Genomic DNA, 14,885 nt, shown 5'->3' on the forward strand with positions numbered 1-14,885 from the left:
CTGCTTCCTCTAGAAATCGAAGTCCGATGTGAACGAGCGCTTGAGCAGGTACTGAGCCCGCTGGTAGACGCGCCACTGGGTGGTGTTGGGTATCTGCTCTTCGAGTCGGAACTCGACCGTGCGGTTGTTGAACTCGTTGGCGTCCTGGCTGAGGAGCATCCGTGCACTCTGGTAGCGGTCGCGCTTGTCGTCGGAGGGCTGGTCGAAGAGCAGCTCGGGCTGATTCGAGATCAGGGTCTCGCCGACGTAGAGGCCCGCCCGTAGCGTGCGAGCCTGGACCTTCTCGCCGACCGGTTCGGACTGGAAGAGCTTCACGACGAGCTGGCCGGTGGTGATCTTGTCCGTCTCGGGTAGTACTTCGACGTTGACGGGCCGAGTGTCACTCTTGCGTTTCTTGTTGACGGTGAGTACCGGAACGACGACCTCCTGGAGTGCGGCGCCGCCGTGGACGAACCGGGAGCCCGCGCCCGGCAGCTTGAGTCGATGGATCGACTTGGGAAGCTGCACCTCAAGGTCGCTGCAGAGCCCGAGCTGTTCAGGCTCGAACTTCCGGAACGCGGGATCATCCTTGAGTCCCCGGCCGAGGACGTATCGACGGTTCGTCACGACGAGCTCGTCGCCTTGCGGCTTGGTCGAGAGGTAGGAGGCGTCGGCGAGCGCGGTGTCCTGGTAGAGGAAGCCGTGGTCAGCAGTCACCAGGATGTTCGTGGCGTTCGCATTCGTCAGTCGCTTGATGAGGTCGACCAGTTCGCGCAGCGCGTCGTTGGCGGCCTCGAACACCTGACGTTCGGTGCGGGCCTTGTCGCCTGCCGCGTCGATGCGGTCGTGGTACACGTACAGCACTTGGTGCGCGCCGTAGAGTTCGCGCAGTTCGCCGCGCGGCATCGCGAGGACGTCCTCTGCCTGGATCGCGAACCCGTCCACCGGAGCCAGCACCTTGTTGCGGTTCCCTGTCCCGTCGGAACGCTGGCCGTCAACGAGCACCGGGTCGCCATCGTGCGAGTGGGCCAGCGTCTTATGGGGAAGCAGGGCGGCCATACCGAGTTGTGTGTAGCTCGGAAGCACGCCCAGCATCGCGTCGAGTTCCGCGTCGAAGCGGTCTTCCTGACGGATACGTGAACCCAATTCTTCGGCGACCTCGTAGCGCAGCGCATCGGAGATGATGACGACGGCCTTCCGGTTGCCCTTCCTGATGATGGGCTCGACGTGATCGGTGAAGAACCGTGTCTGCGAGCGCAGTGCAACAGTTCGCCAGTCAGTCACGGCATCGACCTGCTGCTGCCAGGCGTTGCCGAGCTCGTAGAGGTATCGGTTCGCGTAGTGCTTCTCCACCTCGACCCGGAGGGCTTCGAGGGGGCCTGCGTACTCGGTTGTACGGGCGGCAAAGTGGAACTGCCGGTAGAGCTGGTCGATGCGGAACCAGTGCTTGCGGTACCGGTCGAGTCCGTCATCGAACGACGCGATCTCGAATCTTGCAGTCGCGAGCTCGCTCAGCAGGTCGGAGGCAGCGGCGAGCGCCGCGTAGAGTTCCCGGTAGCCATCAACCCAGATGCTGCTCTGTCGGGAACGGATGATCTCGGACACCTCGCGTGCGCTCATCGTCCGCTCGACGATTGCCTGCGTCAGCACGCTGATGATCGTGCGCTCCACGTCCTCGAAGAGATCGTTGCCTACAAGCTCGGCTAGGTCGGCATCCTCGATGGTGTTGGCGTAGTCGAGGCTTTCGGCTGCGCGCCGAGCCAATACAGCGAGAGCATCGGCGCTGCGTCGGTCGTTGCGCAGGCTCGCGAAGTCGAGCTGGATATTGCGCAGGGCTCCGGGCGTGTCCGACGCAAACCCGTTGATCGCCTGGCGGAACATCCACAGCACGAAGTCATCGACGCTGGGCTCACTTGCTTCGTAGCCGTAAATCTTGGCAACACCGGCCCAGTGGAAGCCATCGAGACCCTGTTCGGCCAGCGCGGCGTACTTGGTGTGCGCGCCCCGCGCATTCTCGATCAGCAACGCGCGCGTGAGCTCCAGCATGCTGTGCTCGTGCTGACCAAGCACCACGGCAGACATCTTCGCTCGCAACCTGTCGGCGTCATCGTTGGTCGCGAGGAGGGATTTGAGGCTCTGGACTCGCTTGACGGCTCGGAAGAACTTCTCGTGCTCTCGCACCACCTCGTCGATCCCGCTACCGCTGAGACCGAGGTCTTGGCTCACGAGCGCGGTCCGGTCAGCGGTGAAGACCCCATAGGCAAGCTCAAGATCAAGCAACCAGTTCCCAGTACCCGGAGGCACAGGAGCGCCTCGGTACAAGAGAAACTTGCCCGCCGGCTCGTCGTGAAGCACGCGGTTCTTCACGGCATACTCGTTGTTCTCCACGCGGACGGCGGTCACGCCGCTGAGATCAAGCGCGTCAATCTCGGCGGCGTACTCACCGTCGGCGTCGTGCCAGAAGACCAGGCGCTGTGAATCGAACCTCTGCTCCAGGTGAGGCAGGACGGCACTGAGCGAACTCATTCGTTGTCCTCCCGTTCTGAGGAAGCTTCGAGCTCGCGCCTTGCGACCCGCTCGGCTGCTGCCTCATAAATCTGCTGGATGCGGGCCCGAAGTTCAGCCTTCGGCGGCAGCGCCGTCCAGTACTCCGCCACCACGATTCCGTCCTTGTGCATCTCCAGTAGTTCGATCTGCTCGCGGCTCGCCGCAGTGCAGAGAATCAGGCCGATCGGCGATTCCTCGCCCTCCCTGCGTTCGTAGCGGTCGAGCCACTTCAGATAGAGCTTCATCTGGCCCTCGTAAGCGGCCTTGAACTTGCCGATCTTCAGTTCGACGGCGACGAGGCGTCGCAGAGGCCGACTGAAGAAGAGCAGGTCGAGGTGGTAGTCATCGTCGTCAATGATCATTCGCTTCTGTCGTTCGACGAAGGCGAAGCCGTTCCCCGCTTCGAGCAGGAATGCCTCCATGTCCCGGATGATCGCGGCTTCTAGGTCGCGTTCGAGGAAGGTGTCTTCCAGGCCGAGGAAGTCCAGCAGGTAGGGGTCGCGGAACACATCTCGCGGGACAGCGGTCTCGCCAACGATCTGCGCGTTGGCGATCTCGCGGCGCTCGTAGCCCTTCCGCGCGATCAGCTGCCGCAGGCCGCGGACGCTCAGCCCCTGGCTCACGGCCTCCTGCACGTAGAAGGCTCTGGCCTCGGGGGTCTTCAGGGGAAGCAGCGCCCGGAAGTGCGTCCAGCTCAATTGTCGTCCCAGCGAGACGACAATCTGCTCGTCAGGGAACTGTTGGGCAAACTGGATCATGCGGCGGAGGTTCTTCTCCTCGTACGAGCGCCCGTACTGCTCCACCAACTGTCGTCCCAGCGAGACGACAATCTGCTCCCCGTAGGCGGCTCGCTCTGAGCCGAGCACCTCCTCGCCAACGAGGCGGCCGAGCCGCCAAAAGGTCAGCGTGAGGGCCAGGTTGGCTTGACGAGCAGCCGCAGCCTGTCCCTCCTCGATCACCTCAGAGGCGCGAACGAGCAGGTCTCGCTCTGCCTCCCCGCGGCTCCGAGCGATCTCAGTCATCGGTAGCCTCCAGCCCTGCGATCTTCTTGAGGGCCGGGCAGAACTTCGGATAGTTGGCCTTCACCCCATCATCGAGGTCGATGGCGACCTGCTGAGACGCCAGTGGGTAGAGCACGTCATGTTCGTACTCGCTGAGTTCCACCAGCACCTTTCGGAGCCGCTCGGCTTCCTTCAGCGCCGCTGCCTTCTCGCGAGGCGTACCCTCCCCGGCGGCGAGACGCTCCTGGTGCTGGAGGTTCGCCTCCAGTTTCGACTCGAACTCGCGCAGGTACTCGTTCAGCACGGTTGAGACCGTGGACGGCGTGTAGCGGTGCATGTAGATCAGCGCATTGAACGATCCCTTCGGGCTGGAGAACAGCCAGTAGATCGGACGCTTCTTGTACCGCTTGACGTGATCGTCGTAGAACTTCGACCGGCCCGCTCGGGTGATGAAGTACTCCCGGAGCGACTTGACTCCGAGCGACTCCTGAACGAAACGCAAGTTGTCTTCGAAGTGTTGCTCTCCGAAGGCCACTCGCAGGAACTGACGAAGACGCGCCACGATGTCGTCCTCGAACCAGTCGCCATCGACGATCGGGAGAACGTTGTCTGCATCGGGCACGAACGACGGCGCCGACACCTTCGCGATGTAGTCCTGAGCCGTTGCCCCCTGGTCAGCGAGGATCAAGCCCGGCTTGTCGAGGCTGTACCGGCCGAACATACAGCCGACTGCGTAGGAGACGAGGTCTTCGATAGCAGACGCACGACTCATGTCCCGGTACTCCGAGTCGCTCTTCCCGCTGCCGAACCGGAAAATAGGATTCAGGTCGAGTGTGACTTGGTTGATCGACACCGACGTATCGACCTCGCCAATGAGACCCGTAGCAACCGCGACCACCTCATTGTTCGCAGATGCAAGCCGTCTGAACTCTTGCGTGAGCAGGCTGGACTCGTTGAAAAGGTCAGCTTCGAAGGCCCCGAGGAGCCCAGTGCCAGAACTCGCCAATGGCGACCCCGCGAAGTCCCAGCATGTCTCCTGACGCGCTTCGTCCTCCTTTGCGATATCAATCAATCCCCTGACAACGCCCTCGTCCCCGCCCGGCACATTCGGAAGTCTCGAAAGATCGCCGGTTTGAAACTCGATTGTGGGATTCAGTGCTCGCAAGAGATACGAAGCGGAGCTCGATGCGAGGTATCCCAAGCTGGACAGGAGCGATCCGCCGTCCGAGAAGCAGGAAGACCCCTTGGCGTCGAAGATAAACCCGGGCTCCGAGTATCGGATTGAGAGTGAAGTCGAGCCAGTAGCAGAGTAGGTGAGTGACTCTTGAAAGTAGCGCGCCCGACTTCTCGGTGTAGCTCGGCCCGTCGCGAGAATCTCTCGACCATCGTCTTCCCAGTTGACGTAGAAGTCTCTATTTCCAAACCAACTGCGTGCGCCGCCACCCTTGTTATAGGGGAACCAGCGGCGCCTGCTCTCAACTGCTTCGGATACCGATCGCGCGCTATGACAGGCCCGGCTCTGTGAGACCTCGAACCATCGCCTAATAAAGCGCTCGTTGTCGCCGGTAGTCATGCCGCCAGTAATGTGGAGTTCGTCTCCGAGTGACTTGTGCTCAGCAAAGAGGTTCCGCGCCGCCGGCGACAACCAATAGGCCACGGGCATCCCTGGGACTATCGACAGATCGAACGCATCAACCTCGTAGCGCCGCCCATCGGATGATTCCCCGGCGGCGAGAGATCGTAGGGTAGACGACTTTGCTGCTTCGTTGCGTCCAGCGGTCACGTCCAGGTAGACACCTTGTTGCCGTGGGCGCGCACACCTTTCGAGAACGATCGCGGCCGTCTGAACGATCTCGCCAGAGATCGTGTCAAATGCGCTAGCTCCGAGATGCGCGAGTGTCGCGATGGTTCCGTTAGCCAGGATCGATTCTCGTAGGTTCGCGTAAGTCGAGAGAAACATCCAGGACTGCATGGCGACGAGCGCGGCATAGCCCGAAGGGAGAGCAAGGCTCACACTCCGTTCCAAGAACATGGCGTACAGGTCGGACTTTGAGAACGGGTAGGTCTGCTTGCCGAACGCCGAGAGCGCTGCGCCCATGCTCTTGTTGCCCATGTAAGGAGGATTGGCAACCACGACGTGGTACCGACGGCTCAGGTCCTCGGCCTGCCGCACCGTGAGCGCTGCGCGCCCCAATAGGTCGACTTTCAGTATGTCGTCAGCAGCGTCAAGTGTCTGAAGACGGCGCGCGAGCCGGACGGCCAACCCAGGATCGGGCTGAATGAGCGATCCAAGGGTGTCTGCGTCGGCGAACTGGTTCCAGAAGAGCTCCTCTTCGTGCTTGTCGCCATCCTCGGTGACAAGGTAATCGAGCTCGTCAGGGCTGAACGAGATCGGTTCGAGCACGCAGATGCTCGGCTTGACTTGGTTACCGAAGAACGTGCGCTGCTTGGCGCGTGCCTTCATCGTGAGTGCGAAAGCTGCGAGGGCGCCTGCACGCGGGTCGATCTCAACGCCATAGAGGTTGTGAGTGAGGATCAGTTCAGGAATCTCGGATGGCGCGTAGCCCTCTTCCTCGTAGATCGCGTAGAGCAGGTCGAAGGCGTAGGTGAGCATGTGGCCGGAGCCGCAGGCTGGGTCGATGATCTTCAGTCCCTCGGGGCTGCTGATCGTGAGGAAGTCTGTGTCCTCATCAAGTGGGGCGACGTAGTAGTCCATCTGCTCGATGAGCCGAGAGGACGGATGGTTGAGCATCCAGAGGCGGCCGAGGGAGTTCTCGACGAGGTATCGGACGATCCAGTGTGGGGTGAAGAGCTGGGTCGCGGCGGGAATCTCAGTAGCGCCGGCCTTCTTGCCTTTCTTGAACCCGGCGAAGACTTCGTCTTTTCGCTCGGAGATGTAGAACTGGTAGAGCCAGCCGATGACCTCGACGTCGCGGCAGACCTCGGCTGTGAGCGTCGATGCGGCCTTGCCGAGGATGGAGTCCGCGGCGAGAAGGTTCGCGGGGATGAGGAGTTCGGTGTAGTCGCCCTCGCCCTCGAACATGAACGGCATCGAGCGGTTCCAGTAGCGGCAGTACTCGGCGAGTAGCAGGGTGTAGGCCTCACCCTGGGCGTCTGCACTGGGGCGGGTTCCGTCGAGGAGTCCAGTGATGGCATCGAGGGTGCGCTTGTTGCTGACGACAGCGGGGTCGATGCTGCCGCGCTTGGCATCGGCGAGTACCTCTGGCTGCCCGGTCTGCTGGTCGTGGGCGGGCGAGACGATACCAGCTCCCGTGTAGCCGTTGGCGTCCATGAAGCGGAGGGCGATGATGCGGTTGAACCAGATGTAGGCGACCTTGTCGGCGACAGCGTCCTTGCCCTTTGCGCCGCCGCCAGCGGATGCGATGTCGCGCTCAAGCATGGTCACGGCGCGCTGGTTCTCGACTCGCTCCGGCGATGCTGGCGCGAGGACGGCGGTCAGGCGGGCGCTGACCTGAGTGATGAGCTCGCGCCTGGCCCACGTGGCGAAGCTCTTCAGCGGTGCAGTTTCCATGCGTGTTGTCTCCTACAGCGCGATGCGCTTGTCGTCGTTGAGGGCCCGGATCAAGGCCGTGCGCAGCGCGTCTAGGTAGCGATCGACGTCTTCCTCGGTCTCCAGGACGCCGTGGACTCCTTGAGCGTTGATGCTCTTGACCGAGACAGTCTGCTTCTTGGCCGGTGCCGGGGCGGGCTCATCGCCGCCGTCCGTGTCGGTGGTCCGGGGAGAGGCGGCAAGTTCGTCGAGGATGGCGGGGTAGGTGCGCTCCTCGAAGGTGTTTGCGATCTCGCGGACAACAGCGATCTGGCTTTCTCCGCCGATCCTGTCCAGGATGGACCTGACCTTCTGGGCCACGCCGTGCTGCGCTTCGTCGGTCGCTTCCAGGTAGAGCGTGCTGGTCTGGAGCGGTGCCCATCGGGAGTCGATCTCCAGGAGTGCTCCGTCGCGGTTTGCCGCGAGCGCCTCGTCGATGCGGCCTTGGAGGTCGACGGAGGCGGCCTTGAGCTTGGTCATCCGGTTGCCGCGGAAGGCCTGCGGGTCGGCGAGAAGCTGCGCCACTTCCTGGCTGCTGCCGGAGGGCAGGTAGTTCAGGTTGCTCGCGTTGCTTGCGAGCAGTTGGGTTGCCTCGTCGTAAATCTTGCGCTGGGCACCGCCGAGGAATGCCTGGATCGGGTCGATGAGGTCGCTCTTCGCATCGAGCAGATCGTCGGCGATCGCGAAGTCGGTGAGGTACCAGTCGTCGGGCTTGCCAACGACGGACTCCAGTAGAGCGATCGGCGCATCGAGCTGAGTCACGAATGGGTATTTCGAACCGCTGACTCGCGCCTTGAGTTCCTCGCACTTTGCCCGAAGGCGTTCGCTGGTGTGCCGGGCAAGTTCGAGCGGGTCTTTCGGCACGGCAGGTTCGTCGAAGAAGTCCGTGCAGAACGCGCGCAGTGCCGCAATCTTGCGCTGGTCGAAGGTCTTCTGCGGAGCGACGACGGCGTGGGAGTGCTTCTGCGTGTTGCGCAGTGCGGAAGCGACTTCGCTGCGCTTGAGGATGTTCGAGTCGACAGTGAGGGTGATCTTCGAGGTGCCGACGAGCCAGGCTATGACGCACTCGATGGAGGCCAGGTCCCAGCCGTAGGGCTTGGCCTGGAAGTGCTCGACGATCTTCTTGACCGTGACCTGCTCGCCGAGTCGGTCGCGCTGCAGCAGGTAGGACAGCATCTCGTCTGCCGGCGCTGCGAGCGCATGGATCGAGGCGTCGTCGATCATTCCGGACTGGTCGGGGTTCGCGAACCCGGCAACCTGCTGCTCGGAGTACGTGCGCCCGTCAAGGAGGCTCAGTTGGGTATAGGTCCGGGCAATGAGGTCTTGGAATCCGTCGGTGATTCGCGTTACCGCATCCTGCGACGCCACGGTGAGGTCGGCGGCATTGATCACGAGGTCGGCTCGTCCCACGGCCCGTCGGATGCGTTCGACAAGTTCCTTCTCCCGCTGCGCGTTCTGAGTCGCCTTGACGCGCAGAATCTGCTCCTCGACCGGTGACAGCGAGCTGGTCTGCTTGCGTTTGGTGTACTTTTCGGTCTTGATGAGCAGCCGTAGGTCGGCCAGCACCCGGTCATCAGGCGCGAGGATGACACGGAGCTCGTCCTTGCCTGCCGAGTGCATCCGAATCTCTTCCGGACCGTAGGGGTACTCGGGAGTAATGAAGTGCAGGGAGAGTTCGCGTTGCTGGCCGAATGCCTGGTCGTCGAGCTTGTACCCGAAGGGGAAGTCCTGCCCGTTCTTGGCGTAGCGGAGCTTGGAGGTCTTGACGACATCGCCGGACAGAATCTTGTTCAGCCGGGTAGAGACCTCGGAGGAGTCGATCTCGACGTTCTTGATCTCTTCCTCGATCACCTGCTCTTCGTTGGTCAGGTACTCGTAGACGTTGCCGTTACGCTGCACGTAGGTCTGCGTCTCCAGCAGCGTCAGCGCTTCCTGGACCTGCTTGGACAGCGCTGGCAGATCGCGCCCGAACCGGTCGTAGACCAGCACGGTCAGGTTGCGCGGGGTGGCCTGGAAGCTCTCGACGTACTTGACCAGGAAGAGCGCCTTGAGTATCCGCACCGCGAGCTTGGTGACCGGTGAGCCGCTGTCGGGGAGGTCACGTTCGGCGCGGTCGATCGAGCGCTGTGCTGCGGACTTCAACGACGCGCGGATGCCGGCGAACATGGCGTCGAAGGTTGCCAGCGACCCGATCTCGACGTCGCCGATGTCCTTGGCGACTTGCTGGACGACGCCGAGCATGGAGCGTTCTCCGACGGAGCTGTTGCGGCCCTCGAACACGTTGTGGTCGGAGATGCCCTCGATCGCGGCCTGGAACAGCGGGAACTGATAGCTGACGAACGGGTAGGTGCCGACGAAGTGGGCCTCGTCAGTGAAGTTTCGGTAGGTCTTCGCGCCATCAACGAAGTCGAACAGGGTCTTGAAGTTCGCTGACTCCTGCGCATAGACCGCTTCGAGCACCTGCGTGCCCTTGTCGTTCTTCTCCAGCAGGCGCTTGCGGATGACCTCTTCCACATCGGCGGAAGTGAGCTTCACACGGGTCTTGAACCGCGCCTGAATCTTCGAGAAGTCATTGCCTTGCTGCTTGGTGCGGTCGCCGACCACCTTGTCCATATCCTCCTGCGAGGTCACGAACACCCAAGCCCGCCCGCCGCACTTCGTGTTCAACGACTCAGCGATCGTCTGAAGGTTCAGCATCAGATGAGTGTTGGAACCGATGAACTGCCCGACCTCATCGACGAAGAAGTTCAGCCGGTAGCCGGCAGGCTGCTTGTTCAGCCAAGCGCGCACCTCGTCGGCGAAGTCCTCGATCGACACCGAGTAGGTGTCCTGATAGGTCTTCAGGATGTCGGGCGCGGTCGTCGCGTCCAACCCGGTGATCTGTGCGTATGCCTCGTTGACCTGGCGTCGCACGGTGGGGAGCCCGAAGCTCGGCCGGCGCTCCACCCAGTCCCGGCCCGACACCTCAAGGAAGGCGTCTTTGAACGCGTCGAGCTGGCCCTCGTCGTCGAGTTGCCGCTCGAACCGCGCGATGTGACCCTGGTCGCCGTAGTACCCGCGGGACTCGTCGAATACCTTCACGAACACGCGTAGTAGGGCGTCGGTCTGATCCTTGCTGATCAGGGTCGCCTTCTGGTCGATGTTGAACAGGAGGCTCTTCGCCGGGATGCGGTCAGCTTTGTGGAGCAGCGGCGGCAAGAACGCATCCGTCGCCTTGGCGCGGAAGTTCTCCGAGACACGCTCGCGAGGGAAGTCGTCGCCCTCCACGTCGCCGAGGAGGTGCGCGAGCATCTTCAAGAGGTGCGATTTGCCGGAGCCGAAGAAGCCCGAAATCCATACGCCGTTCGCGTTGGTGTAATCCGTGTACGCCTCAAGCAGCAACTCCAGCCCCTTGGCGGCCTCGTTGGTCAGGACATACTCGTCGACCTCGGTGCCCAGGTGCGCAACGTCGTCGGCCTTGATGACGCCCTCGATGGGCCGCTGGACGTCCTTGGCGAAAATCTCGGTGAGCTGCATAACTGTCACGGTTCCTGTTCCAGAATGTTCTTGGCGCGGTAGTACTGGTCGTCCTTCAACCTGCCGAACAGCACCAGCGATGAGCCGAGCGTGTCGGACTGCTCGTAGCGGCCGGGGAAGAACATGAGCATCGGCCGGCCCACCACAACGCTCTGCAAGTTGTTGAGCACGTTGTGAGACCGGATGTAGGGGAAGACCTCGCCGATCCCGGTCAGGAACACGATGTCGAACTCGCCGTCTGCGAGCCGCTCTCGGATCGCGGGAGCCAGGTGCTGCTGCGGGTTGAGCATCGACTGCAGCATCTCCGTGAACTCGGCCTTGTCCAATTCGGGCTCGACCTCAAGCACTTCATCCCAGTCGCCGCGCTGCTTGAGGACGTCGACGGACAGGTCGTAGAGGTTGATCTCGCGTACCTCGATGCCCTTGCCGGCCAGGCGGTTCTTGACCCGCTTCTTGGCCTTCGCCACATCAAGCGCGTGCTCCGGCTCGTAGGGGTAGATGAAGAACGGGACCTCGTTGGACAAGCCCTCCATCTTCAGGAAGCGCTCGCCACTGAGCACCGCGAACAGATGCTCCTCCTGGCGCGAAAGTTCATGGGGCGTCACAACGAGACCTCCTTGATGTCGCGGGCCGGGAGGTAGCGGAGGTCACTTGGTAGCTGAGCGTCGAGTGCGTCCCGGACACGCTCTGACAGGGCCGCGTTGACGATCTCGCTGCCTGCAAGCAGTCCAGCCTCGGTCAGCATGCGGAACACGGTCGACCGGAGCTTCTGCAACGTCGAGTCCTTCACCTCTACGAGCTCGGGGTGCCACAGCGCCTTCCCACGAACGAAACTGTCGAAGTCGTCGTATCCCAAGGTGGGAGTGAGCAGGAGGAAGCGCTCGCGCACGACCTCTTCCGCGAAGTCGCCGATGAGCGCGTAGCGACGGCACGCCGCGACCCACATCAGGTGACCGCGTTCGCTGGGGCTAGCGTCTCGCAGCAACTCCAGCTCCGGGTCCGTGAGCACCGCCAAGCGCTGCGCGACCTCGCGCACCAACCGGAATCCGGACGAGGCGGTTCGCGCCTGGAGCAAGTTCTCTGAACGGAGCCGGTCTCGAACCAGACCCCAGTCACGAACTTCCAGGAAGAGCGGCGCGGCGATCACGGCCTCCCGAGTCAGGAGGGCACCACTGGTGAAGGACAGGGCGTATCGGTCCTGTCCCTGAGACGTGATGCTCATCTGGTGCCTCCTTCCGGTTTTGGGCAGTGGATCAGGATATGGGGTGCCACCGACAAGGTGTCAGCGGCGGCTCGGAGCGAGCGAAGCGCTCACCCTGGCGGGGAGGGTTCGGAGTCGGCGGCTGCGCCACCTCGTCGCACCCAGTCGTCGATCTCGCTGGCTTGGAACTTCCAGAGGCGTCCGACCTTGTGGGCGGGCATGGCCCTCTCGGCGATCCAGGTGTAGACGGTGTCTTTGGTGACCCCGAGGTGGGCGGCGATTTCGTCTGCGGACAGCCACGGCTCAGCCACGTTGGTCCTCCCTCGCTCTGGCCCAGGCAGGCCAACACTCACGATGATACCGGCGGAGGTACGGCTTGAGTTGGGTTTCTCCGGGCGTGGCCGAACGAGACGGGTGCTGAACCGGGGCCCACTCGGCCGATCAGTCCGAGACACAGGCATTGAGCCAGGTGGTCGCTGTCCGCTGCCACCGGTCGGGGTCGGTGTTCCAGCAGAGGGTGTGGCCGGCGTCGAAGGTCTCCAGCTCGACGAGGTCCGGGCGTGCTTCTCGGAGTGCTTGCGAGAGCCGGATCGGCACGGAGTCGTCTCGGCTGCCGTGGAGGATCAGGGTCGGCGTAGCGAGGTCTGCGGCTCGGGATGTCCAGTCGAAGGAGCGGAGCGGGATGCGGCCCGGCAGGCCGACAGTGCGTGCCAGTGGGGCGAGGGTGAGCCACGGGATCGCGAGGTGCCCGGCTGCTGCGGGCAGTCCGCTGCGGGCGCAGTTCGTCTTGACGACTTCGGCCCAGTTGAGGACTGGTGAGTCAAGGACGAGCGCGGCGATCAGTCCCTGGTGCCGCGGGTGGTCGGCGAGTTGGAGTGCGATCGCGGCACCCATTGACCAGCCGAAGATCACGATTCGTTGGGCTCCGCGTCGGACGGCGTATCCGATGGCTTCGTCAACGTCCGGCGTCTCGGCGTCGCCGAGTGTTGATCGGACGGTACCGACTCGTGGCCCTTCTGCGGTGTTGCGGTAGCTGACGACCAGGGAGTTGTAGCCGAGTTCGGTTGCGGCGAGGACGCCGCGGAGGGTGCCGGCGCGGGTGCTGCCGAGGCCGTGGATATGAATCGCCCAGGTCGAAGACTCGCCGTCGATGCGCCAGGTCGGGCATGGTCCTGCTGGGGCCGGAATGGTGATGTCGCGGGCGCGGATTCCGGCGTCGGCTGGCGTGGCGTAGTAGATGCCGCTCCACGAAGCGCGGTCACCGGCCTTCGGTGTACGGCCGGGCGCAGTATCTGTGATCCTGCGGGCGACGCGGTCGGGTCCGCGATCAACGATCTCGGCCCAGAGCTGCGCCCAGCCGCCGTGCTCGAACCAGAGGTTGTAGATGCCAGGCGCTGTGGTCTGCTCGGTGCGGTCGAGCACGATCAGGCCGTCGTCGTCGTACTCGACTCCTCGGATGGTGAGGTCGAAGGTGCGTGGGCCGACGGGGGCGGTGAGCCGTCTCGCGATGGCCCATCCGAGCCCAGCAGCCGCCGCCGCTGCGATCCCGCTGCCGAGAACGATGCGCCCGATCATGATCTACGCTCCTCAGCGCGCGGAACGGGCAAGGCCACCGCGATAGCGCTGTCGCTTCCGACGAGGTGGCTCTCGGCGCGTTCGAGCAGATCGCGCTCGGCGGCGTTGATGTCGAAGGTGATGCGGGGGTCGATCATCGCATCGCGGATTTCGACGATCACCCGGTGGAGGTGCCCTTCGGGGTCTTCGCTGCTGGCCGCGAGAGGGTCGGCCTGGCTGAGCCCAGGCCGCGCGAGCGTGGCCCGGTGCCAGAGCGGTTCCAGCTGCGCTGTGAAGGCGATGGTGTGCCGCAGTCTGGCGTGGTGCTGGGCGCGGCGGACGGCGGGCTGGACCGCGAACCCGGCGCAGAGGAACACGAAAGTGAGGACGGAGAGCGGGTCGTAGGCGGCCTGGATGGCGTGCATGAGGCCGAGGTGGCCGGTGGCATGGGCGATGTCCATCACGATCACGGCGAGGCAGAGCGCGACGCCGAAGGCCGATCCCAGGCTCAACAGTGCAGCCGGCAGGTGCTGGGTGCCGCTGCTGTGCCGGTACTGCCGTGCGGCGAGGACGAGCATCGTCGCGATGACGAGTGTTCCGTAGCTGAAGTTGATGATCGAGTAGACCGCGGCTGCTGGCTGCGCGCCGAGGTCGCTCATGAATCGTGTCGTGGTGGTGCCGCGGTCGATGGACAGGAACGATGAGGTGATCGCGAGCAGTGCGATGAGCAGGACGGGTGCGCTGACGGCGGCGCGGACGAGCCTGGGCCGGTACTCGCCGGACTTCATGACGCCGCGCCCGAGGAAGAAGAGCCCGGTCATCAGCAGGGCGTCCGCGATCAGCGTCGCGATGTTCGTGCCGCCGAGGAGCGGATCGACGACCGAGTAGATGCCATCGACGTTCAGCGTCATCGCGATGGCGATGGTGAGTGCGGCGTAGGTGACGCTTCGGTCGGTGCGTTTGCGGCGGAAGATGAGCAGGCTCGCCACGAGCGCCCACATGAGCGCCGCGACGAGCGTCTGGATCATCCGAAGACCTCCGAGTAGGCCGATTCGGCGAACACCGCCCCTCGGATGCCTGCGGCGAGCCGGTCCGCGAGGGACTCGGCGGCGATCTCGGTTTCGCTGTCGAGGTCTTGCCGACTGAGCAGGCGGGCACGGGTGTACGGCGGGATGTTGGGCAGCAAGACTTCCTCGACGGCGCAGTCGTCGCCGTCGCAGTGCCCGAGGATCATGTGGGCAAGCTCGTGGAGCACGAACTGCTGACGGTGCAGCGCGGAGTCGCTGCGGGCGTGGAGCACGAAGTCTTCGGCGTCGGTGGAGATCAAGGCCGCGCAGAGGCCGTCGTGGGCGTCGAGGTCTGCGAGTTCGACGATGCGGAGCCGCCGGTGCCGCCGGTCTTGGACGGTGTGGCGGAGGTCGTCGAGGGTGAAGGTGTTGCCGAGCTGAAGGCCCGCGACGGCCGCCGATACGGTCTGTTCGATATTCACGGTTCGCCCCTTGTCTGTGGGGAGCAGGACCGGTGGCGGCTCCGTGTC

Annotated in this window: 10 protein-coding genes; all 10 read right to left on the reverse strand. The window is 63.6% G+C overall.

Features of this window, described 5'->3' with window-relative positions:
- Positions 1-9: 9 nt before the first annotated feature.
- Positions 10-2,505 (reverse strand): BREX-1 system phosphatase PglZ type A, encoded by a 2,496-nt coding sequence (gene pglZ, locus CGZ93_RS11740; RefSeq protein WP_094364307.1) that lies wholly within the window; start codon positions 2,503-2,505, stop codon positions 10-12.
- Complete coding sequence (locus tag CGZ93_RS11745; protein WP_094364308.1) at positions 2,502-3,548, reverse strand: PDDEXK nuclease domain-containing protein; 1,047 nt, start codon at positions 3,546-3,548, stop codon at positions 2,502-2,504. Before CGZ93_RS11745 ends, pglZ begins: the two co-directional genes overlap by 4 nt.
- Positions 3,541-7,059: a BREX-1 system adenine-specific DNA-methyltransferase PglX gene (gene pglX, locus CGZ93_RS11750; RefSeq protein ID WP_094364309.1), complete on the reverse strand. Its 3,519-nt coding sequence runs from the start codon at positions 7,057-7,059 to the stop codon at positions 3,541-3,543. Before pglX ends, CGZ93_RS11745 begins: the two co-directional genes overlap by 8 nt.
- A 12-nt stretch (positions 7,060-7,071) precedes the next feature.
- The gene (brxC, locus tag CGZ93_RS11755) at positions 7,072-10,593 is read right to left on the reverse strand and encodes a BREX system P-loop protein BrxC (RefSeq protein WP_094364310.1); all 3,522 of its coding nucleotides are present in this window, start codon (positions 10,591-10,593) and stop codon (positions 7,072-7,074) included.
- Between the two features lie 5 nt (positions 10,594-10,598).
- On the reverse strand, positions 10,599-11,198 hold the full coding sequence (locus CGZ93_RS11760; protein WP_094364311.1) for a DUF1788 domain-containing protein: 600 nt from the start codon (positions 11,196-11,198) through the stop codon (positions 10,599-10,601).
- Positions 11,195-11,815, reverse strand: coding sequence for a DUF1819 family protein (locus tag CGZ93_RS11765; RefSeq protein ID WP_094364312.1), 621 nt, complete (start codon positions 11,813-11,815; stop codon positions 11,195-11,197). Before CGZ93_RS11765 ends, CGZ93_RS11760 begins: the two co-directional genes overlap by 4 nt.
- An 89-nt stretch (positions 11,816-11,904) precedes the next feature.
- On the reverse strand, positions 11,905-12,105 hold the full coding sequence (locus CGZ93_RS11770) for a helix-turn-helix domain-containing protein (protein WP_094364313.1): 201 nt from the start codon (positions 12,103-12,105) through the stop codon (positions 11,905-11,907).
- Positions 12,106-12,235: 130 nt separating this feature from the next.
- Positions 12,236-13,216, reverse strand: coding sequence for an alpha/beta hydrolase (locus CGZ93_RS11775; RefSeq protein WP_229117396.1), 981 nt, complete (start codon positions 13,214-13,216; stop codon positions 12,236-12,238).
- A 149-nt stretch (positions 13,217-13,365) separates the two neighbouring features.
- A complete protein-coding gene (locus tag CGZ93_RS11780; RefSeq protein ID WP_094364315.1) occupies positions 13,366-14,376 on the reverse strand; it encodes an MAB_1171c family putative transporter in 1,011 nt (336 codons plus the stop codon).
- Positions 14,373-14,837 (reverse strand): hypothetical protein, encoded by a 465-nt coding sequence (locus CGZ93_RS11785; RefSeq protein WP_094364316.1) that lies wholly within the window; start codon positions 14,835-14,837, stop codon positions 14,373-14,375. The genes CGZ93_RS11780 and CGZ93_RS11785 overlap by 4 nt, the downstream gene beginning before the upstream one ends.
- Positions 14,838-14,885 lie beyond the last annotated feature (48 nt).

It is taken from the genome of Enemella dayhoffiae, assembly GCF_002250625.1.
GTDB classification, from domain to species: Bacteria; Actinomycetota; Actinomycetes; order Propionibacteriales; family Propionibacteriaceae; genus Enemella; species Enemella dayhoffiae.

Bases quoted from the DNA above. Each gene is read 5' to 3' on its own strand.
- pglZ (WP_094364307.1), bottom strand. From the start codon at position 2,505: ATGAGTTCGCTCAGTGCCGTCCTGCCTCACCTGGAGCAGAGGTTCGAT.
- CGZ93_RS11745 (WP_094364308.1), bottom strand. From the start codon at position 3,548: ATGACTGAGATCGCTCGGAGCCGCGGGGAGGCAGAGCGAGACCTGCTC.
- pglX (WP_094364309.1), bottom strand. From the start codon at position 7,059: ATGGAAACTGCACCGCTGAAGAGCTTCGCCACGTGGGCCAGGCGCGAG.
- brxC (WP_094364310.1), bottom strand. From the start codon at position 10,593: ATGCAGCTCACCGAGATTTTCGCCAAGGACGTCCAGCGGCCCATCGAG.
- CGZ93_RS11765 (WP_094364312.1), bottom strand. From the start codon at position 11,815: ATGAGCATCACGTCTCAGGGACAGGACCGATACGCCCTGTCCTTCACC.
- CGZ93_RS11780 (WP_094364315.1), bottom strand. From the start codon at position 14,376: ATGATCCAGACGCTCGTCGCGGCGCTCATGTGGGCGCTCGTGGCGAGC.